The 20,568-nt window shown below is 70.3% G+C and carries 22 protein-coding genes; 17 read left to right on the forward strand and 5 right to left on the reverse strand.

Features of this window, described 5'->3' with window-relative positions; genetic code table 11:
- The first annotated feature begins 8 nt into the window (after positions 1-8).
- From VFV21_RS08560 to VFV21_RS08570, 3 genes are all read left to right on the forward strand, one after another.
- Positions 9-482 carry a peroxiredoxin gene (locus VFV21_RS08560; RefSeq protein ID WP_329669009.1) on the forward strand — a complete coding sequence of 158 codons (474 nt, stop codon included), beginning with the start codon at positions 9-11 and terminating at the stop codon, positions 480-482.
- Between the two features lie 106 nt (positions 483-588).
- Positions 589-1,989, forward strand: a complete 1,401-nt coding sequence (locus VFV21_RS08565) for a PhoH family protein (protein ID WP_329669010.1) — start codon at positions 589-591, stop codon at positions 1,987-1,989.
- A 4-nt stretch (positions 1,990-1,993) separates the two neighbouring features.
- A complete protein-coding gene (locus tag VFV21_RS08570) occupies positions 1,994-2,674 on the forward strand; it encodes a YoaK family protein (protein WP_329669011.1) in 681 nt (226 codons plus the stop codon).
- Positions 2,675-2,740: 66 nt separating this feature from the next.
- Here the strand turns inward: VFV21_RS08570 and VFV21_RS08575 are convergent, their stop codons facing one another.
- Entirely contained in the window at positions 2,741-3,760 is a 1,020-nt protein-coding gene (locus VFV21_RS08575; protein WP_329669012.1) for a hypothetical protein, read from the reverse strand.
- Between the two features lie 287 nt (positions 3,761-4,047).
- Between VFV21_RS08575 and VFV21_RS08580 the strand changes: the two genes are divergently transcribed.
- From VFV21_RS08580 to VFV21_RS08615, 8 genes are all read left to right on the forward strand, one after another.
- Entirely contained in the window at positions 4,048-4,413 is a 366-nt protein-coding gene (locus tag VFV21_RS08580) for a helix-turn-helix transcriptional regulator (protein ID WP_329669013.1), read from the forward strand.
- 88 nt (positions 4,414-4,501) lie between these two features.
- Entirely contained in the window at positions 4,502-5,320 is an 819-nt protein-coding gene (gene thiD / locus VFV21_RS08585) for a bifunctional hydroxymethylpyrimidine kinase/phosphomethylpyrimidine kinase (protein WP_329669014.1), read from the forward strand.
- A 73-nt stretch (positions 5,321-5,393) separates the two neighbouring features.
- Positions 5,394-6,155 carry a Bax inhibitor-1/YccA family protein gene (locus VFV21_RS08590; protein WP_329669015.1) on the forward strand — a complete coding sequence of 254 codons (762 nt, stop codon included), beginning with the start codon at positions 5,394-5,396 and terminating at the stop codon, positions 6,153-6,155.
- 29 nt (positions 6,156-6,184) lie between these two features.
- Complete coding sequence (locus VFV21_RS08595) at positions 6,185-6,772, forward strand: cold shock and DUF1294 domain-containing protein (RefSeq protein WP_329669016.1); 588 nt, start codon at positions 6,185-6,187, stop codon at positions 6,770-6,772.
- Positions 6,765-7,388: an HAD family hydrolase gene (locus VFV21_RS08600; protein ID WP_329669017.1), complete on the forward strand. Its 624-nt coding sequence runs from the start codon at positions 6,765-6,767 to the stop codon at positions 7,386-7,388. The genes VFV21_RS08595 and VFV21_RS08600 overlap by 8 nt, the downstream gene beginning before the upstream one ends.
- Before the next feature lie 76 nt (positions 7,389-7,464).
- Entirely contained in the window at positions 7,465-7,935 is a 471-nt protein-coding gene (locus tag VFV21_RS08605) for a hypothetical protein (protein ID WP_329669018.1), read from the forward strand.
- A 57-nt stretch (positions 7,936-7,992) separates the two neighbouring features.
- Positions 7,993-9,102 (forward strand): SMP-30/gluconolactonase/LRE family protein, encoded by a 1,110-nt coding sequence (locus VFV21_RS08610; RefSeq protein ID WP_329669019.1) that lies wholly within the window; start codon positions 7,993-7,995, stop codon positions 9,100-9,102.
- 28 nt (positions 9,103-9,130) lie between these two features.
- The gene (locus VFV21_RS08615; protein ID WP_329669020.1) at positions 9,131-9,394 is read left to right on the forward strand and encodes a hypothetical protein; all 264 of its coding nucleotides are present in this window, start codon (positions 9,131-9,133) and stop codon (positions 9,392-9,394) included.
- A gap of 13 nt (positions 9,395-9,407) precedes the next feature.
- Here VFV21_RS08615 and VFV21_RS08620 read toward each other — a convergent pair whose 3' ends face one another.
- Positions 9,408-10,427, reverse strand: a complete 1,020-nt coding sequence (locus tag VFV21_RS08620; protein WP_329669021.1) for an alpha/beta hydrolase — start codon at positions 10,425-10,427, stop codon at positions 9,408-9,410.
- A gap of 137 nt (positions 10,428-10,564) precedes the next feature.
- On the opposite strand from VFV21_RS08620, the gene VFV21_RS08625 reads away from it, so the two are divergent.
- Complete coding sequence (locus VFV21_RS08625) at positions 10,565-10,984, forward strand: putative signal transducing protein (protein ID WP_329669022.1); 420 nt, start codon at positions 10,565-10,567, stop codon at positions 10,982-10,984.
- Between the two features lie 99 nt (positions 10,985-11,083).
- Here the strand turns inward: VFV21_RS08625 and VFV21_RS08630 are convergent, their stop codons facing one another.
- The 3 genes from VFV21_RS08630 to grxC form a co-directional block, all read right to left on the reverse strand.
- On the reverse strand, positions 11,084-12,094 hold the full coding sequence (locus VFV21_RS08630; protein ID WP_329669023.1) for an isocitrate dehydrogenase: 1,011 nt from the start codon (positions 12,092-12,094) through the stop codon (positions 11,084-11,086).
- A 167-nt stretch (positions 12,095-12,261) separates the two neighbouring features.
- Positions 12,262-12,654, reverse strand: coding sequence for a carboxymuconolactone decarboxylase family protein (locus tag VFV21_RS08635; protein WP_329669024.1), 393 nt, complete (start codon positions 12,652-12,654; stop codon positions 12,262-12,264).
- The gene (grxC, locus tag VFV21_RS08640) at positions 12,651-12,896 is read right to left on the reverse strand and encodes a glutaredoxin 3 (RefSeq protein ID WP_329669050.1); all 246 of its coding nucleotides are present in this window, start codon (positions 12,894-12,896) and stop codon (positions 12,651-12,653) included. The genes VFV21_RS08635 and grxC overlap by 4 nt, the downstream gene beginning before the upstream one ends.
- A gap of 172 nt (positions 12,897-13,068) precedes the next feature.
- On the opposite strand from grxC, the gene VFV21_RS08645 reads away from it, so the two are divergent.
- The 5 genes from VFV21_RS08645 (at position 13,069) to ppx (ending at position 20,476) form a co-directional block, all read left to right on the forward strand.
- Complete coding sequence (locus VFV21_RS08645) at positions 13,069-14,679, forward strand: M48 family metalloprotease (RefSeq protein ID WP_329669025.1); 1,611 nt, start codon at positions 13,069-13,071, stop codon at positions 14,677-14,679.
- An 81-nt stretch (positions 14,680-14,760) separates the two neighbouring features.
- Entirely contained in the window at positions 14,761-15,453 is a 693-nt protein-coding gene (gene phoB / locus VFV21_RS08650; protein WP_034210601.1) for a phosphate regulon transcriptional regulator PhoB, read from the forward strand.
- A gap of 19 nt (positions 15,454-15,472) precedes the next feature.
- Positions 15,473-16,801, forward strand: a complete 1,329-nt coding sequence (gene phoR, locus VFV21_RS08655; protein WP_414638528.1) for a phosphate regulon sensor histidine kinase PhoR — start codon at positions 15,473-15,475, stop codon at positions 16,799-16,801.
- A 69-nt stretch (positions 16,802-16,870) separates the two neighbouring features.
- Positions 16,871-18,949: a polyphosphate kinase 1 gene (gene ppk1, locus VFV21_RS08660; protein ID WP_329669026.1), complete on the forward strand. Its 2,079-nt coding sequence runs from the start codon at positions 16,871-16,873 to the stop codon at positions 18,947-18,949.
- A gap of 6 nt (positions 18,950-18,955) precedes the next feature.
- Positions 18,956-20,476, forward strand: a complete 1,521-nt coding sequence (gene ppx / locus VFV21_RS08665; protein WP_329669027.1) for an exopolyphosphatase — start codon at positions 18,956-18,958, stop codon at positions 20,474-20,476.
- Positions 20,477-20,568: the final 92 nt, after the last annotated feature.

The following is a 20,568-nucleotide window of genomic DNA, read 5'->3' on the forward strand; positions in this document are numbered from 1 at the left end:
GGACACGAATGATCGACACCGGCGACCGCATCAGCGACCTCCCGATCTCCCTGGGCAAGGGCGGCAGCGCCAACCTCGCCGACTACCGCGGCCAGTGGCTGGTGCTTTACTTCTATCCGAAGGACAACACCCCGGGCTGCACCACCGAGGGCATCGACTTCAACGCCCTCTACCCGAAGTTCCGCAAGCTCAAGGCCGAGGTCCTGGGGCTGTCGCGCGACTCGGTGAAGTCGCACCAGAACTTCTGCACCAAGCATGGCTTCGCCTTCGACCTGATCTCCGACGCCGACGAGGCCGTGTGCCGCGCCTTCGGTGTCATCAAGGAGAAGAACATGTATGGCAAGAAGGTGCTTGGGATCGAGCGCAGCACCTTCCTGATCGATCCCGACGGCCGCGTCGTCGAAAGCTGGCGCGGCGTCAAGGTGCCCGGCCATGCCGAGGCCGTGCTGGAAGCCCTGAAGAAGGCCGCCAAAGCCAAGTGAGCCACCCCCGAGCAAACCCGCCCCGCCGTCTCGCCCCGCGAGCCACGGCGGTGCGTCGCCGTGCACATGGAGGTGCAACTGTGTCCCTTCCCTACATGAGAAAACCATGACGAGAAGCAAGCGGATCTACGTACTGGACACCAACGTGCTGATGCACGACCCGACCGCGCTGTTCAAGTTCGAGGAGCATGACGTCTTCATCCCGATGATGGTCCTGGAGGAGCTCGACAACGGCAAGAAAGGCCACAGCGAGGCCAGCCGCAACGCCCGCCAGGTCAGCCGCTTCCTCAACGAGATCATCGAGGCGCACGGCAACGGCAACAACATCGACGACGGCGTGCGCCTGGTGCAGCCCAAGGGCCTGCAGTTGCGCGCCAACGAGAGCGTCGGCCGGCTGCTGTTCCAGCTCAAGCCGGTGGAAGTGGGCAAGCGTTTCGGCACCGTGCTGCCCGACAACCAGATCCTGGGCTCGATCCTGCAGCTGATCGAGGACCACCCGGGCGTGCCCGTGGTGCTGGTGTCCAAGGACATCAACCTGCGCATCAAGGCCTCGATCTGCGGCGTCAAGGCCGAGGACTACGAGAACGACCGCGCGATCGACGACTTCAACCTGCTCTTCACCGGCGCCACCGAACTGGCCGCCGATTTCTGGGACCAGCACGAAGGCAGCTTGCGCAGCTGGACCGAGAAAGGCCGCACCTTCTACGAAGTGCGCCGCCGCGACGACGACGGCTGGTACCCGAACCAGTTCCTGTACATGCCCGGCGCCGAGGAAGTGGAGATGAAGGTCGCGCGCCTCGACGACGAGCGCGCCGTGCTGCAGATCGTCGACGACTTCCGCGCGCCGCAGCACCAGGTGTGGGGCATCAACGCCCGCAACCGGGAGCAGAACTTCGCCTTCAACGCGCTGATGGACCCGGAGATCGACTTCGTCACCCTGCTCGGCACCGCCGGCACCGGCAAGACGCTGCTGGCCCTGGCCGCCGGTCTGACCCAGACGATGGACATCCAGCGCTACCGCGAGATCATCATGACCCGCGCCACGGTCAGCGTGGGCGAGGACATCGGCTTCCTGCCCGGCACCGAGGAAGAGAAGATGACGCCGTGGATGGGCGCGCTGACCGACAACCTCGAAGTGCTCACCCACACCGAGGACCACGGCAGCTGGGGCCGCGGCGCCACCAATGAATTGCTCGCCAGCCGCATCAAGATCCGCTCGATGAACTTCATGCGCGGCCGCACCTTCCTCAACCGCTGGGTGATCGTCGACGAGGCGCAGAACCTCACGCCCAAGCAGATGAAGACCCTGATCACGCGCGCCGGCCCGGGCACGAAGATCATCTGCATGGGCAACGTCGAGCAGATCGACACGCCCTACCTCACCGAGACCACCTCGGGCCTGACCTACGCGGTGGACCGGTTCAAGAACTGGGCGCACAGCGCGCACATCACGCTGCGTCGCGGCGAGCGGTCGCGCCTGGCCGACTACGCCTCGGAAGTGCTGTGAGGCCATGACCGAGCGGCTGGCGACCTGGGTCTGGGTCGGGGCGTCCGCCCTGGCCCTGGTCGCCGGCATGGTGAACGTGGTGGGTTACCTCGGCTTCGAACACCAGGCCATCACCCACCTCACCGGCACCACCACCCTGCTCGGCGCCGCGCTTGCCGGCGGCGACGGCCACGCCGCGTGGCAGCTGGCGGCGATGCTGCTGGCCTTCGTCGGCGGCGCGATGCTCAGCGGGCTGCTGGTGCAGGACAGCGTGCTGCGGCTGGGCCGCCGCTACGGCGTGGCGCTCGCGATCGAGGCGGTGCTGCTGGCGTTGGCGGTGCCGCTTTTCAGTCGCGGCAGCTTCGCCGGCCCGCTGCTGGCCGCGGTGGCGATCGGCCTGCAGAACGCGATGGCCACCACCTACAGCGGCGCCATCATCCGTACCTCGCACGTCAGCGGCATGTTCACCGACCTCGGCATCACCCTCGGCCACGCCCTGCGCGGACTCCCCGTCGCCCGCCGCCGCCTGTGGCTCTGCCTGGTCATCATCACCAGCTTCCTGGCCGGCGGCGTTCTCGGCGCCGTCGCCTTCGCATCCCTCGACTACCGCGCCCTCTACCTTCCGGCTGCAGTGACGGGCACCACCGGCCTGACCTACGCCGTGTGGAAGCACCGGACCCTGCGCCCGGGGCGCGGCGACGCCTGACGCCCCGGACGAGGATGCCGGGGCCGCCCCACCCAAGGCGGTGGAGCGGCGCCGGCCCCGCTGGGTTCAGCGACCCGGTATCCGGCAGCAGGTGGCGCTGACCTGATAGCTGATGACGCTCAGCAAGGATCCCACCAGGTCGCACCGCCAGCCGACCGGGGCGCCACCGGAGAGCAGGGGCTGCGAGTTGCTGATCCCGATGCCCAGCGGTCCGCCGCAGCCGCCGCCGGTCGCGCTATAGCCCACCGGGCAATTCACGCTCCGCGCCTGCAGGCCACCCAGCAGGTCCAGGTTGCCCGCCTGCTGGGCCACCGTGCAGTCGAGCGCGGTCGCTTCGGGTTCGGCGAAGTAGCCGGTCACGTCGATGACGACGTCTGATTCGCCGAAGCTGAAGACATTGAAGCCGCTCGCGCAAGCCGGACGGCACAGGCGGACATGCGACTCATCCGACGAGATCAGGCCCTGCGTGTAGTTCAACGACGACGCCAGTGGCTGCGTTTCGCCAAACGGAAACGCCGTAAGGAAGCCGTCCACGGCCGGCCGCACCGAGGTGAGCTTGACCGTGATGGCCGAAGCGTTCTCCGGAAGGTCGCAGTCGCCCATCCCGCCGCCCTGCGCACTGAAGTCGGTGGTGGTGTAGGCCGCGAAGGACCGTGTCGACGACGCGGCGATCGGACCGCCGACGACCCGGGTGTCGGCGATCCGGCAGGGCGTGACCGGGGTGTAGACCAGGTCGACGCCGGGCTGCCCCAAGGCCGCGGGGCGACTGCCGCCATCGGCGGCTCCGCCCGCGGCGCCGCCAAGCAGGGCCGCATTCATCTGCTCGAAGGTGGCCGCGCTGGCGGCGAGCTCGAGGTTGCCCATGTCGGCGCTGGCGAGCGTGGACTGCATGCGCTCCGCCCAGCCTGCCGCGTCCGCACCGTAGCGTGCGACCACGACGGGTTGCCATCGCGCCAAGAGTTCGCGAGCCAGCTCGGCCCGCATGGACGCCGGCGCCAGGCCATCCACCGTCGAGGCCGCGTGAACGCCGCCGAAGGGCAACAAGACCGCCAACAGTAGGCTGGCGACGCGCAGTTTGCTGTGCATGGGAATCTCCTCATTCGGATGCGACCCCGGGGGGCGTGTGGCGAGACGGGACCTGTCTCGCCGCGGAACGGGGCCGGCGTTCCGCAATGCAAGCGGACTACGATCCGGGCGCACCGGGCAATGGGAGGTTTCGCTGTCCGGCCTCCGCATCGGCACCGGGACCGGTCGGGAACCGCGGGCGAGAAGATTTCAGCGCGCAGCGGTTAGCCATTGACTACCAATCACGAACGGTTGTGCTACCTAGTTAGCGGAAGCATTCCTCCCCGGCCACGGACCCAGGAGCAAACATGCCCAGCACCGCCGAAAGAATCAGGCGCGCCCGATCCCTCGCAGGGCTATCCCAAGTGGCGTTGGCCGAAGCGGTCGGCGTCAGGCGCAGTGCGGTGGCGCAGTGGGAGCGCCGGGATGGCTGCCTGCCCTCGATGCAGCACCTGATCGCCATCGCCGGCACCACGGGCGTGCGGCTGGAGTGGCTGGGCACCGGCGAGGGCGACTGGAGGAAGGAGACGGGCGACTGGACCGAAGCCGTGCGAAGGGAGGACTTCGCCCAGGACGACATCGAAGCGGATTGCCTGGCCGCGATCCGCCGCATGCCGACACCGGTGCGGAAACAAATGCTTGGCGTGCTCAAGCTGGTGGCCAACAACTTCTGAGTCGGCACCGCACCGGATAAGCTTACGTGCTCCAACCCGCGTCAATCCGCGTTTTTCCGCGCCTGAAGAAGAACCCCGAAGAGCCGAGATGCCCCAACTACGCCCGATCTCCGTACTGACCATAGCCGGCTCCGACAGCGGCGGCGGGGCCGGCATCCAGGCCGACCTCAAGACTTTCGCCGCCCACGGCCTGCACGGGCTGAGCGCGATCGCCGCGCTGACCGCGCAGAACACCCGCGCCGTCACCGCCGTGCACGTGCCGCCGCTGGCGTTCCTGCGCGCGCAGATCGACGCCTGCTTCGACGATTTCCACATCGGCGGCGTCAAGCTCGGCATGCTGGCCAGCACCGAGGTCATCCACTGCGTGGCCGATGCGCTGGAAGTTCACCGCCCCGCCCACATCGTGCTCGACCCGGTGATGGTGGCCACCTCGGGCGCCAAGCTGCTGGCCGACGACGCCCTGGACGCGCTGCGCACCCGCCTGCTGCCGCTGGCCAGCGTGGTGACGCCGAACATCCCCGAGGCCGAGCTGCTGCTGGGCCGCCGGATCCAGACCGACGACGACGCCGAACGGGCGCTGGCCCAGATGCTGGCCGAAGGCGCCCGCGCGGTGCTGCTCAAGGGCGGCCACCTGCCCGGCGAGGGCGAGATGACCGACCGCTTCGGACACGACCACGCCCGGGCGGTGTTCACCCATCCGCGGCTCCCCGTCGAAGGCCACGGCACCGGCTGCACCCTGGCTTCGGCCATCGCCGCCAACCTCTGCCTGGGCCTGGACCTGCGCACGGCCTGCGCCGACGCCACCGACTACGTGCACGGCGCCCTGCGCCACGCCTACCGGCCCGGGCACACCCCGGTGGCGGTGCTGCAGCATTTCTGGCGGCTGCGCGGCGACGTCGCGCCCTGAGACCGGCCACGGTGGCGCCCCGCGCGCCGCTCGGCTAGCATCCGGGGCAGTCCTTCACGCCCCGGAGCCCGGCATGCGCAGCGGCAATCCCGCCCTGAACCAGAACACCTTCCTCGACGTCGCCAGCGGCCAGTTGGTGAGCGGGGGCGCCGCCAGCGACACGATGTCGCTCAACGGCACCGTCAACAAGACCGGCTTCATGCTCCTGCTGCTGGTGGCCACCGCCACTTTCGCCTGGAGCTTCTACAGCCCCGAGAACCCGGGTGCGGTCATGCCCTGGCTGCTGGTCGGCGGCATCGGCGGCTTCATCGTCGCGCTGGTCACCGTGTTCAAGAAGACCTGGGCCCCGGTCACCGCACCGCTCTACGCCGCGCTCGAGGGCCTGTTCGTCGGCGGCATCTCGGCCATGTTCGAGGCCAGCTTCCCCGGCATCGTCATGCAGGCCGTGATGCTGACCATGGGCGTGCTGGCCTCGCTGCTGCTGGCCTACAAGACGGGCCTGATCAAGGCTACCGAGAACTTCAAGCTGGGCGTGGTCGCGGCCACCGGCGGCATCGCCGTGCTGTACCTCGTGAACTTCGGCATGCGCCTGTTCGGCTTCGAGGGCATGGGGTTCATCCACGAGTCCAGCTGGATGGGCATCGCCTTCAGCGGCTTCGTGGTCGTGATCGCCGCGCTGAACCTGGTGCTGGACTTCGACTTCATCGAATCGGGCGTCGAGGCCGGCGCGCCGAAGTACATGGAGTGGTACGGCGCCTTCGGCCTGACCGTCACCCTGGTCTGGCTCTACCTCGAGATCCTGCGCCTGCTGGCCAAGCTGCAGTCGCGCGACTGAGTCCGCGCGACGGGCGGAGTCAGCCGACGATGCGATTCGCCGGCCGGATCACCGAGTGGCACGACGAGAAGGGCTACGGTTTCATCACGCCCAACGGCGGCGGTGACCGCGTGTTCGTCCACGTGCGCGCCATTTCCCGCGCCGGCTCGCGCCCCGGGCCGGGCCTGCACCTGACCTACGAAGTCGCGCGCGATGAACGCGGCCGCATGAACGCCGTGTCGGCGCGTCCGGCAGGCTTCGGTAAACCCCGCACCGCCACCGCGCGGAGCGGACGCGGTCCGAAGGGCGTGCTCGCCCTCGCCTGCCTGTCCGCAGTGGTGGCCATCACCGCCTGGCTCGGCCTGCCGGCGCTGGTGCCGGCCGGGTACGCGGTGATGAGCGCACTCACCTTCGTCGCCTATGCGATCGACAAGCGCGCGGCCCAGGCCGGGCATCGCCGGACGCCGGAGAGCACCCTGCATATCCTGTCGCTCGCGGGCGGCTGGCCCGGTGCCATGGCCGCGCAGCACTGGCTGCGGCACAAGTCGGTGAAGGCTTCCTTCCTGGCCGTGTACTGGGCCACGGTACTGCTCAACGTAGGCGGCCTGGCGGCTTGGATCTTCGAACGCCGTGCCTGACCTCGCGCTGTTTGATTTCGACGGCACGCTGACGAACTGCGAAACCTTCCCGCGCTTCGTGCGCAGCGTGGTGCCCGCCGAGCGGCTGCGCTGGGGGCGCTGGCGGCTGGCGCCGCTGGTCGCCGGCTACCGGCTCGGGCTGGTCACGGGTACCCGGGTACGCGCGGCCGTGGTGGCGCGGGCGCTCACCGGGATGCCGGTGGCGCAGTTCGAAGCCGCCGCCCGCGACTGGTCGCAGGCCGAGCTTCCCGCGCTGCTGCGGCCCGAAGCCCTGGCCCGGCTGCGCGCGCACCGCGACCGCGGCGACACGGTGCGCGTCGTATCGGGCAACTTCGAAGCCCTGCTGGCGCCCTGGGCCGAGTCCGAGGGCGTCGTGGCGATGGGCTCCCGGCTCGAGGACCGCGATGGCCGCCTGACCGGCCGCTATGCCGGGCCGCAATGCGTGCTGGAGGAAAAAGTGGCGCGCATCCGCGCCGACGTCGAACCCTCCCGCTTCGACCGCATCCACGCCTACGGCGACACCCCGGAGGACCGGCCGATGCTGCTGCTGGCCGACGTCGCCCACTACCTGCCGCGCGGCTGGCCGGACGGGCTGCCGCCTGAACGGATCGACTGAGCCTTCGCCCCGGTACCGGCGATCCCGTGCGACGATGGCCGCGTCCTTCCGCACCCGCCCCCGCCGGAGCTTCGCCATGAACCGCCGACTGATCCTCGCCCTCGCCGGCCTTGCCCTGCTCGGCGGCTGCGCCAGCACCGACAAGCTCATGCTGGGCGAAGCCCGCGCGCCTATCGATCCCTCGGAAGTGCGCATCTATCGCGTGCCGCCGCCGGGCGCGATCGACATCGCCGAGATCGATGCGTCCAGCGCGATTGGCTTTGGCACCCGCGGCCAGGACGCCGCGGTGATGGACCGCCTGCGCGCGGAGGCCGCGGCGCTGGGCGCCAACGGCCTGCTGATCCTCGGGCGCGGCAATTCGCGCTCGCCGGTGGGCATGTCGGTGGGCGGTGCGAGTTACGGCCGCAACAGCGCGGTAGGCGTGGGCATCGGCATTCCCACCACGCAAAAGCAGGCCACGGCGGTGGCGATGTACGTGCCGCCGGCCGAAGCGGTGGACGAGGCCGCTGACGAAGCGGCGGCGCGCGGCGACGCCGACAACGACTGAGCCCGCCGTCGCGCCGGGCCCTGCCGTGACTGAACCCGCGTCCGCGTGGCCCCGCGCGTGAACCGACGCGCACGCCGATGGCGGGCCGCCCTGGTCGCGGCCGCGGCGCTGGTCGGCTACCTGTGCGTTTGGCCGGTGCCCGTGCAGCCGGTGGCCTGGCGCGCGCCGGAGGATCTCGGCCATTGGGGTCCGCACGCGACCAACCAGGCGCTGGCCGGACTGCGCCACATCGACCTGGGCGGCGAACGCGGCCCGGAGCACGTCGCCTTCGGGCCGGACGGCCGGCTGTACGTCGCCGTCGCCGGCGGCAAGGTGCTGCGCATGGCCGCCGACGGCAGCGGCCGCGAAGTGTTCGCGGACACCGGCGGGCGGGTGCTGGGCTTCGACTTCGATGCCGCCGGCCGGCTGATCGCCGCCGACGCCTACCGCGGCCTGCTGTCGATCGCGCCGGACGGCCAGGCGACGGTGCTGGCCGATGCCTTCGCCGGTGAACCCATCCGCTTCGCCGATGCCGTGGTGGTGGCCGACGACGGCCGGATCTACTTCAGCGACGCCAGCACCCGCTTCGCGCCGGCCGACTGGGGCGGCGCCTTCGAGGCCAGCGTGCTCGACCTGCTCGAGCAATCGGCCACCGGCCGCGTGTTCGAATTCGACCCGTCGTCGCGCGCGCTGCGCGTGGTCGCGCGGGGGCTGAGCTTCGCCAACGGCGTGGCGCTCACCGCCGACCAGCGCGCGCTGCTGGTGGTCGAAACCGGCCAGTACCGCGTATGGCGCATCGACCGCGAGGCGCGGGCGCTGGATGTGCGCGAAGCCTCGACGCAGGCCTTCGCGCTGTTCGACAACCTGCCCGGCTATCCCGACAACCTGATGCGCGGGCTGGACGGCCGGATCTGGCTGGGCCTCACCAAGCCGCGCAGCGGGCTGGTGGATGCGATGGCGCCCTACCCGTTCCTGCGGCGGATGACGCTGCGGCTGCCCCGGGTCCTGTGGCCGGTGCCGCCGGCCTACGGCCACGTGATGGCCTTCAACGAGGAGGGCCACGTGCTCGCCGACCTGCAGGACCCGGTGGGCGCGTACCCGGACACCACCGCCGCCACCGAAACGCGCGATCGCCTGTATATCCAGAGCCTGCACGCCGGTACGCTGGGCTGGCTGCCGAACGACTGAATTCAACGCACCCGACAGGTACCCACGCATGGCCATGGCCGAATCCGACATCCAGAAGGGCTGGATCTACCGCACCAGCCACCTGCAGGAGCGCCTGGTGCTGGGCTGGGACCGCGACGGCCGCGTGGTCTACAGCTCGCGCGGCAAGGACCCCGAGCGCGAGTTCCAGACTTGCCATGTGCGCATCACCACCGCCAAGTTCGCCCAGCGCGCGATCGGCAAGCTGCGGCAGGTGGAGGACCTCAAGCCCTACCTCGTCGCGAACAAGGCGACGACGGTCGTGGTGCGCTGAGCGCGACTCCCACCTAAAGCGAGCGCAGGAAGGCGACGCTTCGTGCCAGCGCCTCGCGCCCGGCCTCGGAGTCCAGGTCGAACTGGTATTCGTGCCCGAGCGCAGGCGCGTAGTCCGGTGGAAAGAACAGCGTTTCTACCCGAACCCCCTGGTTGGCCAGCGCGACGGCCAGCGCCTCCGAATGCGGCATCAGCGGATCGGCATTGCCGACAGAGATGAAGCTGGGCGGGAACCGCGGCGTGACGTGCGCCGGCACGGAGAATTGTTGCAGCGCGGGCACGCTACTGAAATCACGCTCACCGAAGTAGGACCAGAACACGGTCTCGAGGAATCCACCGAACGCGCCCTCGGTGAAGACCAGCCGGGCATCGTGCGGCCCGCAGTAGAGCAGCGTGCCCGCGAGCCGGCCTGGCGGCAGTGCCGGTGCCGGCGCCAGACGCAGGCGGGCCCCATACAAGGGATCCGACAGCGCCGCCGCCAGCTGCGCGGCGAGCTGCGCACCGGCGGAGTCGCCCGCCAGCACCAGCCGGGAAGGATCGACCGGCAGGCCTTCCGGCGAGGAGGCCAACCAGGCCAGGGCCCGGTTCACCTGCTGCAGCGGCGTCGGGTACTTCGCCTCCGGCGCGATCGTGTACTGCACGCTGGCCACGGCGAAGCCCTGGCCCGCCAGCACCCGCGCGTAGTTGGCGATGTCCTGCTTGTCGCCCGAGATGAAGCCGCCCCCATGCACCCAGACGATCGTCGTCAGCGGGCCCGTGGCGTCCGCCGGCGCATACAGGTCGAGGTAGCCGTCGGGATCCCCGGCGTCATAGCGCAGGTCCCGCCACTCGCGCAGTCCGGCCGGCACGTGTTTTTCCAGCGCCCGGGAAGCGGCCGCGCTGCCTTCCCCGAACGCGTGCCGCACCAGCAGCACCGAAGGCCAGGGACTGAGCTGGAACGCCAGCCAGACCGCCAGGGCCAACAACCCGAGCGAGCCGACCAGCCAGGCCAGCGCGCGACCAACACGGAATCCGCCTTGCCCGAACTTCGCCATGGGGTTCGCTCCTGCCGTGGACGAGGCAGAATATCGCCAAGTGCTTAGTTGGTCGCGAATGCGGCCCGGCGGCAGCCTAACCCCGGGCCAGCCCGGACGCGCCGGCCCGCCTCCTCCCATTGTCGGAGTGCCGTTCCATGACCGTCACCATCGCGCGCTACTTCGAGCCCTCGGAGGCCCACGTGGTGCGCGCCCTGCTCGAATCGGCAGGCCTGCAGGCCACGGTCGCGGACGACCAGCTGGTCACGGCCAACTATCCGCTGACCGGCGCGATGGGTGGCGTGCGGGTGCAGGTGCCGCCGGGCCAGGCCGAGGAGGCGCGGGCGCTGGTCGCGGCCTACGCCAACGGCGAGCTGGAGCGCGAGTTGGAGGAGGCCGTCGGCGAACCGGTGGAAGAAGCTTGCCCGGCCTGTGGCAGCCACCGCTTCGCGACCCGGGCACCGACCACGGGCAAGCTGCTGGCCGTGGCGGTGTGGCTGTTCGGGGCGGCGACGTTCCCGCTGCGCGGCAGTCGGGGCGAATGCGGGGACTGCGGGCATCGGTGGGTGCGCGGGTGACCGGCGGCGTTCGGGACTGAAGTCCCTCCCACGGGGGCGGATCCTGCAAGGAAAAAGGGCGCCCGCGGGGCGCCCTTTTCGATGCCGCCGGCGGGCGGCTCAGCCCGCGGCGCGGGCCGCGATCGCCGCGGCGAAGGACTGCGTGGTGCCGGTGCCGCCGAGGTCCGGCGTCAGGTTGTCCTTGGCCGCCATCGTGTCGATGATCGCCTGGCGCAGGCGGTTGGCTTCGGCCACCTTGCCCAGGTGTTCGAGCATCTGCACCGCGGCCAGCAGCAGCGCGACCGGGTTGGCGATGCCCTTGCCGGCGATGTCCGGCGCCGAGCCGTGCACGGCCTCGAAGATCGCCGCCTCGGTGCCGATGTTCGCGCCCGGGGCCAGGCCCAGGCCGCCGACCAGTCCGGCGCAGAGGTCGGACAGGATGTCGCCGAACAGGTTGGTGGTCACGATGACGTCGAACTGCTCGGGGCGCATCACCAGCTGCATGCAGGTGTTGTCCACGATCATCTCGTTGCACTGGATGTCCGGGTACTCGGTGGCCACCTGGCGCGCGACCTTCAGGAAGAGGCCCGAGGTCGACTTCAGGATGTTGGCCTTGTGCACCACGGTGACCTTCTTGCGGCCGATGCGGCGGGCCAGGTCGAAGGCGTAGCGGACGATGCGCTCGGAGCCGCGGCGCGTGACCTTCTGCACCAGGGTGGCGGTTTCGCCGTCGGCGGTGAGGTTCTGGCCCTCGCCGATGTAGGCGCCCTCGGTGTTCTCGCGCACCGTGATCAGGTCGATGTTCTCGTAGCGCGACTTGGTGTTGGGGAAGCTGATCGCCGGGCGCACGTTCGCGTACAGGTCGAAACGCTTGCGCAGCTCGACGTTGATCGAGCTGAAGCCCTCGCCGACCGGCGTGGTCAGCGGCGACTTCAGCGCGACGCGGTGGCGGTGGATGGCGTCGAGGGTGGCGGCGGGGAGCAGCTCGCCCTGCTTCTCGTAGGCGCTCAGGCCGGCTTCGACGAAGTCATAGGTGAGGCCGACCTTCAGCGCATCGAGCACCTTCAGGGTGGCGTCCATGATTTCCGGGCCGATGCCGTCGCCACGGATCACCGCGATGGTCTGGGTCATAAGTGCTTGTTCTTCCAAGAAGTAGTGGCAGCCGGCCGGCCGCCAAAGGCGCAGCATTATGCCAGAACAAGCTGACCCCTCGCCCACTGGACCTTGGTCTCAGGGCGTTCGGGCCTGAAGGCCCTCCTACAGGCCGCGTGTAGGAGGGCCTTCAGGCCCGAAGCTTTTCAATGCTCGTGGTCGGGGGCGGCGGGGGCGTGGATGCCCTGGCCTTCTAGCTGGTCGAGGAAGTCGACGCCGCGGCGCAGGTGCGGGATCACGATCGAGCCGCCGACCACCAGGGCCACACTGAAGGCCTCGAACATTTCATCGCGGTCGACGCCGGCTTCCTTGCACTGGGCGATGTGGTAACTGATGCAGTCGTCGCAGCGCAGCACCATCGACGCCACCAGGCCCAGCAGCTCCTTGGTCTTGAGGTCGAGCTTGCCGGCCTTGTAGGTCTGGGTGTCGAGCGCGAAGAAGCGCCGCACCACCTGGTTGTCCTGTCCCAGGATGCGCTCGTTCATGCGCTGGCGGAATTCGGTGAACGCCTTGACCCGGTCCTTCTCGGAACTGCTCATGCCTGCGCCTCCAGCAGCGGCTTGAGGCCGCCGGCGCGGTCCAGCGCCACCAGGTCGTCGTAGCCGCCGACGTGGGTGTCGCCGACGAAGATCTGCGGCACCGAGGTGCGCTTCGCGCGCGCCATCATCTGCTCGCGGGCGGCGGGGTCGAGGTCGATGCGGACCTCTTCCCAGCTGGCGCCCCGGGACTTCAGGAAATTCTTCGCGGCCACGCAATAGGGGCAGATCGCGGTGGTGTACATCGTGATATTGGGCACGTCGGTCCTCCGTTGACCCGCCAAGTTTGGGGGCGTCGGGGCGGCATTGCCAGCACGCGCCGGCGGAACGCTGCGGCACGCGGCGGTGTTAACCCCCGATTCACGCCTGCCGGCCCGGCCAGCCGGTATCCTCGGGCATCCCCCGCCTGGAGCCACCGTGCGCATCCTGCTTCCCGTCGCCGCCCTCAGCCTGGCCCTGTCGCTGGCCTGCAGCGCCCGCGCCCAGAGCACCGGGCTGCCGGACATCGGCTCGTCCGCGGGCGAGGTGATCGACCCCGGCATGGAGGCCCGCTACGGCGCCTACACGCTGTACGAGTTGCGCCGCATGGGCCTGGTGCTCGACGACCCGCTGATCGACGGCTGGCTGCAGTCCATGGGCTACCGGCTCGCCGCCGCCAGCGACACGCCGCGCCAGTCCTTCACGTTCTTCATGATGCGCGACCGGCAGATCAACGCCTTCGCCACCCTCGGCGGCTACATCGGCATGAACGCCGGCCTGGTGGTCACCGCCGAGACCGAGGACGAGGTGGCGGGCGTGATGGCGCATGAAATCGCGCACGTCAGCCAGCGCCACGTGCTGCGCGGCGTCGAGCGCGCGCAGAAGGACCAGGTGCCGATCCTGCTGGCCATGCTCGGCGCGATCGCGCTGTCGCAGTCGCAGGGCGGCGGTGCCCGCGCCAGCGGCGGCGGCAGCCAGGCCGGCGACGCCACCGCGGCGGCGATCACCGGCGCCGCGGCCCTGATGCAGCAGCGCCAGATCAACTACACCCGGTCGAACGAATCCGAGGCCGACCGCGTCGGCATCCAGACCCTCGCCCGCGCCGGCTACGCCCCCGGCGGCATGGCCGATTTCTTCGAGCGCATGCAGCGCGCCAGCCGCGGCAACAGCGGCGGCTACCAGCTGCCCGAATACCTGCGCAGCCACCCGGTCACCACCACCCGCATCAGCGAAACCCGCCAGCGTGCCGAGCAGCTGGCCGCCCAGCCCGAGCGCGGGTCGATCCGCGCCCCGGCCGCCACGTCGCTGCTGCTGCCGGGCGAATTCAGCCTCGGTAGCGCCGAACTGCGCGGCGGCAGCGACGCCTTCCCCTGGGCCCGCGAACGCCTGCGCGTCTTCAGCGCCGACAATGCCGCGGCCGCCCTGCGCGAGTACCGCGCGCTGGCCAACGCCCCGGGCGCCGAAGTCAGCGACGCCCAGCGCTATGGCCTGGCCCTGGCGCAGATGCGCGGCGGCTACCCGGCCGAGGCCGAAGCCACGCTGGCCGACCTGCTCCGGCGCCATCCCGGCCAGCTCTGGCTGGAGCTGGCCCAGGCCGAAGCCGCCGCGATCGGCGGCCGCCACGCGGTCTCGCGCGAACGCTTCGAGGCCCTGGTCACCCGCCACCCCGACAACCGCGCCGTGCGCCTCGCCTACGCCGACGCCCTCGGCAAGCAGGCCACCCCCGAGGCGGGCCGCCGCGCCCAGGCCGTGCTGCGGCCGCTGCTGGCCTCCGGCGGCGACGACCCGGTGTTCCAGCGCAGCTTCGCCCGGGCCAGCGAGCTGGCCGGCGACCTGATTCGCGCCGGCGAGGCCTACGCCGAGACCGCCTACCTCAACGGCCGCGCCGTGGATGCCCTCAACCAGCTCGATGCCCTCAAGCGCCGGGACGACCTGGATTACTACCAGCGCGCCCGCATCGAGGCCCGCATGGCCGCGATCACCCCGGTGGTGCTGGAAATGGAGCGCCAGGGCATCCGCCCGGAACAGCAGCGTCCCGACCGCCAGTAACCCCCGCGACCCCTGTCACCCGCCGGTCACAAAAGTTTTATCTACTTGCACCACGGCCCACCCGGTGACACGGTACCCCTCGTGCAAAAACGCATCCTGATCGTCGACGACGAACCCGCCATCCGCGAGATGGTGGCCTACGCCCTGCGCAAGGGCGACTACGACCCGGTCCACGCCGGCGACGCCCGCGAGGCCCAGCACGCCATCGCCGAAAAGGTGCCCGACCTGATCCTGCTCGACTGGATGCTGCCCGGCGCCAGCGGCCTGGAGCTGGCCCGGCGCTGGCGCAAGGACGAGCTGACCCGCGACGTGCCGATCATCATGCTCACCGCCCGCGGCGAGGAGAACGACCGCGTCAGCGGCCTCGAATCGGGCGTGGACGACTACGTGGTCAAGCCCTTCTCGGCCCGCGAGCTGCTGGCCCGGATCCGCGCCGTGATGCGCCGCTCGCGCGAGGACGAAGATGACGGTTCCGTGACCGTCGGCGGCCTGCGCATCGACGGCGCCGCCCACCGCGTCTACGCCGGCGAGCAGCCGGTGCACGTCGGCCCGACCGAATACCGCCTGCTGCACTTCTTCATGACCCACGCCGAGCGCGTGTATTCCCGCACCCAGCTGCTGGACCACGTCTGGGGCGGCAACGTCTACGTCGAGGAGCGCACGGTGGACGTCCACATCCGCCGCCTGCGCAAGGCGCTCGAACCCTACCGCCTGGACGACATGGTGCAGACCGTGCGGGGCTCCGGCTACCGCTTCTCCGCGGCGGCGGCCTGAGGATGGGCGACCGCCGGACATGAGCGTATCGATGCTGCTGCGGCTGGCCTGGCGCCAGTCCCTGATCCGGCTGCTGCTGTTCTACGCCTTCGCGCTCGGCATCGGGCTGGCGCTGGGCGAGCCCTGGTGGGCGCTGGGCCTGGCCACCGCCGTGCTGGCGGCCCGCGCCTACTGGCGCCTGTACCGCGTGCTGCGCTTCCTGGACTGGCGCAAGCAGCTGCGCACGGTGGACGGCCAGGGCCTGTGGGCCGCGCTGGAAACCCTGATCCACCGCCGCCAGACCGAGAACCGCAACCGCAGCCGGCGACTGGTGCGCCTGCTGCGCGCCTACCGGCAGGCGGCGACCGCCATGCCCGACGGTGCCCTGGTGATCCAGCGCCGCGACGGCCGACTGGTCTGGTTCAACAAGACCGCGCGCCGCCTGCTGGGGCTGCACTATCCGCAAAGCCTGGACACGCCCCTGCTCGACTGCTTCCCGGAGCAGCCGCGCGTGCGCGAGTGGCTGGCCGCGGGCCAGACCGACGAGCCGCTGCTCGACCTGGCCAGCCCGGCCGACCCGATGGTGCGCATCAGCCTGCGCCTGATCCCCTACTCCGCCACCCAGTGGATGGTGGTGGTGCGCGACGTCACCAAGCTGATGCGGCTCGAGCAGGTGCGCCGCGACTTCGTGGCCAACGTCTCGCACGAGCTGCGCACGCCGCTGACGGTGGTGCACGGCTACCTCGACATGATCGAGCCCGAGGAACACCCGGAGCTGGCGGTGATGGTGGAGGAAATGCGCCGGCAGTCGCAGCGCATGACCCAGCTGGTGGAAGACCTGCTGACGCTGTCGCGGCTCGAGGCCCAGGAGCACCTGCCGGAGGAGCCGCTGGCGATGGCGCCGATGCTGGTGACCCTGCGGCGCGAGGCCGAGGCGCTGAGCCAGGGCCGCCACCGGATCGTGGTCGAGGACGCGGCGGGCTGCGACCTGGTGGGCTCGGTGAAGGAGCTGCACAGCGCCTTCTCCAACCTGGTCAGCAACGCGGTGCGCTACACGCCCACCGACGGCCGCATCGTCATCCGCTTCGAGCGCACCGCCGACCGCGGCGCCCGGCTCGCGGTGCAGGACAGCGGCCAGGGCATCCCGGCCCAGCACCTGCCGCGCATCACCGAGCGCTTCTACCGCGTCTCCACCAGCCGCTCGCGCGAGTCCGGCGGCACCGGCCTCGGCCTGTCCATCGTCAAGCACGTGCTCAGCCTGCACCAGGCCTGGCTGGAGATCGACAGCGAAGTGGGCCGCGGCAGCACCTTCGCCTGCGTCTTCGGCCCGGCCCGGGTACGCCCGCGCGAAGCCACGGGCGAGGCCTGAGGGCCTGCGCCGCGCCCGTCCGGCGTAAGCTAGGCCGTCCAACCGGCGCCACCGCCCCACGAACCGACCATGAGCCCAGACTTGCCCGAACCCATCGACCTGCACGCCCCCGGGCTCTACCTCAACCGCGAGCTGTCGCAGCTGGAGTTCAACTTCCGCGTGCTGGCGCAGGCCCAGGATCCGTCGGTGCCGCTACTCGAGCGCCTGAAGTACCTGTGCATCAGCTGCACCAACCTCGACGAGTTCTTCGAGATCCGCGCGGCCACCGTGCGCACCGCCCAGCAGTTCGGCGGCCCGCTGCCGCCCGACGGCATCCCGCCGACCCAGGCGCTCGAACTGATCCACGACAAGGCCGCCAGCCTGGTCGAGGAGCAGTACCGCTACTGGAACGAAACGCTGCGCCCCGAACTCAACGCGGCGGGCATCCGCATCCTCGCGCACTCGGCCTGGAACGCGCGCCAGCGCAAGTGGCTGCACAAGTACTTCCAGGACGAGCTGCTGCCGGTGCTCTCGCCGCTGGGCCTGGACCCGGTGCATCCGTTCCCGCGCATCCTCAACAAGTCGCTGAACGTGGTGGTGGTGCTCGAGGGCAAGGATGCGTTCGGCCGCAGCGGCGGCATGGCCATCGTGCGCGCACCGCGCTCGCTGCCGCGCATCATCCAGCTGCCGCCGGAGGTTTCGGGCGGCCAGCATGATTTCGTGCTGCTCTCGGCCGTGCTCACCGCCTTCGTGGACGACCTGTTCACCGGCATGAAGGTCAAGGGCGCCTACCAGTTCCGCGTCACCCGCAACTCCGAGCTGTTCGTGGACGAGGAGGAAGTCGAGAACCTCGCCAGCGCGCTCAAGGACGAGCTCGCCAGCCGCGGCTTCCGCCCCGCGGTGCGGCTGGAGATCGCCGAGCACTGCCCCAAGCCGATCGTCGCGATCCTGCTGCAGAACTTCGGCTTGACCGAGAACGCGGTGTACCGCATCAACGGCCCGGTGAACCTCAACCGCGTCACCCAGGTGTACGACCTGGTGAACCGGCCCGAGCTCAAGTTCCGCCCGTTCCGCCAGCGGCCCGCCGACCTCGACGAGGACTCGCCCTTCGCCACCCTGCGGCAGGGCGACGTGCTGCTGCACCATCCCTACCAGAGCTTCCAGTCGGTGCTCGACCTGCTGCAGCACGCGGCCAACGACCCCGACGTGCTGGCGATCAAGCAGACGCTCTACCGCACCGGCAAGGACAGCAAGATCATCGAGCACCTGATCACGGCCGCCCGCAACGGCAAGGACGTGACCGTGGTGGTGGAGCTGCGCGCGCGCTTCGACGAGGAGGCCAACATCCGCCTCGCCGACCAGCTGCAGGAAGCCGGCGTGCAGGTGATGTACGGCGTGGTGGGCTACAAGACCCACGCCAAGATGATGCTGATCGTGCGCCGCGAGGGAAAGAAGCTGCAGCGCTACGTGCACCTGGGCACCGGCAACTACCACGCCGGCACCGCGCGCGTGTACACCGACATCGGCCTGATGACGGCCGACCCGGACATCGCCGCCGACGTGCACGACATCTTCCACCAGCTCTCGGGCCTGGCGCCCAAGATCAAGCTGCGCCGGCTGCTGCAGTCGCCGTTCACCCTGCACGCGGCGCTGCTCAAGAAGATCGCCCGCGAGGCCGAGCTGGCCCGCGCCGGCAAGGGCGGCCGCATCATCGCCAAGATGAACGCGCTCAACGAGCCCGGCGTGATCCGCGCGCTGTACGAGGCCTCGCAGGCCGGCGCGAAGATCGACCTGATCGTGCGCGGCGCCTGCTGCCTGCGACCGGGCGTGCCGGGCGTGTCGGACAACATCCGGGTGCGCTCGGTGATCGGGCGCTTCCTCGAGCACAGCCGCGTGTACTGGTTCGGCAACGGCGGCAAGCCGGAGATCTTCTGCTCCAGCGCCGACTGGATGGAGCGCAACCTGATGCGTCGGGTCGAGACCTGCTTCCCCATCCTCGACCCGAAGCTGGCCGAGCGCGTCTTCGACGAGGAGCTGGCCAACTACCTGGCCGACAACCTCAACGCCTGGCTGCTGCAGGAGGATGGCCGCTACCTTCGGGTCTCCCCGCCCGAGGGCGACATGCCTTATTCTGCGCAGGGCGCGCTACTCGCCCGACTCTGCGGATGACACCGGATGCCGACTGAAGCCGAGCAGCCACTCAAGGACGGGGACCTGCTGGCCGCGGTCGACCTGGGCTCGAACAGCTTCCACATGGTCGTGGCCCGCTACGTGCTGGGCCAGCTGCGCATCGTCGACCGCATCAAGGAAACCGTGCGCCTGGCCGAGGGCCTGGACGGCGACGGCGGCCTCAACCCCGACGTGATGCCGCGCGCGCTCGACTGCCTGGCCCGCTTCGGCCAGCGGCTCGACACCATCCCGGCGCACCGCGTGCGCGCCATCGCCACCAACACCGTGCGCGCGCTGCGCAACCCGCAAAGCTTCCTGATGCCGGCCGAGACCGCGCTCGGGCACGGCATCGAGATCGTGGCCGGCCGCGAGGAGGCGCGCCTGATCTACCTGGGCGTGGCGCACGGGAGCCCGCCGGCCGAAGGCAAGCGCCGGCTGGTGATGGACATCGGCGGCGGCAGCACCGAGTTCATCATCGGCCAGGGCTTCGAGGCGGTGGAGCGCGAGAGCCTGCAGATGGGCTGCATCGCCACCACCCGCCGCTTCTTCGGCGACGGCAAGCTCTCGCGCAAGCGCTGGAAGGAAGGCCGCACCGAGATCACCGCCGAGTTCCAGCAGTTCGCCAACGCCTACCGCCGGCGCGGCTGGCACGACGCCATGGGCTCGTCCGGCACCATCAAGGCGATCTGCGACATCTCGATCGCACTCAAGATCACCAAGGCCTCGATCACCGCCCAGAGCATCGACGCCATCCGCGAGAAGCTGCTCGAGTTCGACAAGCTCGAGGACATCCGGCTGCCGGGCCTGTCGGCCGAGCGCCGGCCGATCATCGCCGGCGGCCTGCTGGTGCTCGACGCCGCCTTCTCCGAGCTCGGCATCGAGCGCATGTACGTCAGCGACCACGCCATGCGCGAGGGCGTGCTGTACGACCTGGTGGGCCGCGCCAGCGAGACCGATCCGCGCGAGGCCTCCATCGTCGCGCTGTGCAACCGCTACGGCGTGGATGCCGCGCAGTCGGCGCGGGTCGAGGCGACCGCGATGCGGCTGTTCGACCAGGTCGAGGCGGCCTGGGGCCTGGACAGCGACAACCGCCGCCTGCTGTCCTGGGCCGCGCGCATCCACGAGCTGGGGCTGGCGATCGCCCACAGCCAGTACCACCAGCACGGCGCCTACGTGGTCGAGCACTCCGACATCGCCGGGTTCTCGCGCACCGAGCAGCAGATCCTGGCCGCGCTGGTGCGCAACCAGCGCCGCGGCGTGCACCTGGCCAGCATCGAGAAGCTGCCCGACCGCCTGATCCCCAACACCCTGCGCTGTGCCCTGCTGCTGCGCCTGGCGGTGCTGCTGCACCGCAGCCACGAGCGCGACCCGCTGCCGCTGGCCGACGCCACCGCCGACGGCGACACGCTCACGCTCAAGCTCTCCAAGCGCTGGCTGGAAGGGCACCCGCTGACCCGCCTGGATCTCGACACCGAGCGCGAGCACCTCCAGGAAGTCGGCCGCAAGCTGGTCATCAAGGCCACCTGACCCTCCTGCGGGGGCCGCGGCGTCACAGCGCTGAAACCCGCCGGTCACGGCATTGGCACGACCCGCGTGCAGCCTGTCGCCATGGACAGACT

The organism is Arenimonas sp. (assembly GCF_036275555.1).
Taxonomy (GTDB): domain Bacteria; phylum Pseudomonadota; class Gammaproteobacteria; order Xanthomonadales; family Xanthomonadaceae; genus Arenimonas.

What these genes read in the sequence shown, in the direction of transcription:
- VFV21_RS08560 (WP_329669009.1), top strand. Translation starts at nt 9, where the DNA reads ATGATCGACACCGGCGACCGCATCAGCGACCTCCCGATCTCCCTGGGC.
- VFV21_RS08590 (WP_329669015.1), top strand. Translation starts at nt 5,394, where the DNA reads ATGCGCAGCGGCAATCCCGCCCTGAACCAGAACACCTTCCTCGACGTC.
- VFV21_RS08605 (WP_329669018.1), top strand. Translation starts at nt 7,465, where the DNA reads ATGAACCGCCGACTGATCCTCGCCCTCGCCGGCCTTGCCCTGCTCGGC.
- VFV21_RS08575 (WP_329669012.1), bottom strand. Translation starts at nt 3,760, where the DNA reads ATGCACAGCAAACTGCGCGTCGCCAGCCTACTGTTGGCGGTCTTGTTG.
- grxC (WP_329669050.1), bottom strand. Translation starts at nt 12,896, where the DNA reads ATGTACACCACCGCGATCTGCCCCTATTGCGTGGCCGCGAAGAATTTC.
- VFV21_RS08625 (WP_329669022.1), top strand. Translation starts at nt 10,565, where the DNA reads ATGACCGTCACCATCGCGCGCTACTTCGAGCCCTCGGAGGCCCACGTG.
- VFV21_RS08595 (WP_329669016.1), top strand. Translation starts at nt 6,185, where the DNA reads ATGCGATTCGCCGGCCGGATCACCGAGTGGCACGACGAGAAGGGCTAC.
- VFV21_RS08580 (WP_329669013.1), top strand. Translation starts at nt 4,048, where the DNA reads ATGCCCAGCACCGCCGAAAGAATCAGGCGCGCCCGATCCCTCGCAGGG.
- ppk1 (WP_329669026.1), top strand. Translation starts at nt 16,871, where the DNA reads ATGAGCCCAGACTTGCCCGAACCCATCGACCTGCACGCCCCCGGGCTC.
- thiD (WP_329669014.1), top strand. Translation starts at nt 4,502, where the DNA reads ATGCCCCAACTACGCCCGATCTCCGTACTGACCATAGCCGGCTCCGAC.
- ppx (WP_329669027.1), top strand. Translation starts at nt 18,956, where the DNA reads ATGCCGACTGAAGCCGAGCAGCCACTCAAGGACGGGGACCTGCTGGCC.
- VFV21_RS08565 (WP_329669010.1), top strand. Translation starts at nt 589, where the DNA reads ATGACGAGAAGCAAGCGGATCTACGTACTGGACACCAACGTGCTGATG.
- VFV21_RS08570 (WP_329669011.1), top strand. Translation starts at nt 1,994, where the DNA reads ATGACCGAGCGGCTGGCGACCTGGGTCTGGGTCGGGGCGTCCGCCCTG.
- phoR (WP_414638528.1), top strand. Translation starts at nt 15,473, where the DNA reads ATGAGCGTATCGATGCTGCTGCGGCTGGCCTGGCGCCAGTCCCTGATC.
- VFV21_RS08630 (WP_329669023.1), bottom strand. Translation starts at nt 12,094, where the DNA reads ATGACCCAGACCATCGCGGTGATCCGTGGCGACGGCATCGGCCCGGAA.
- VFV21_RS08635 (WP_329669024.1), bottom strand. Translation starts at nt 12,654, where the DNA reads ATGAGCAGTTCCGAGAAGGACCGGGTCAAGGCGTTCACCGAATTCCGC.
- VFV21_RS08620 (WP_329669021.1), bottom strand. Translation starts at nt 10,427, where the DNA reads ATGGCGAAGTTCGGGCAAGGCGGATTCCGTGTTGGTCGCGCGCTGGCC.
- VFV21_RS08615 (WP_329669020.1), top strand. Translation starts at nt 9,131, where the DNA reads ATGGCCATGGCCGAATCCGACATCCAGAAGGGCTGGATCTACCGCACC.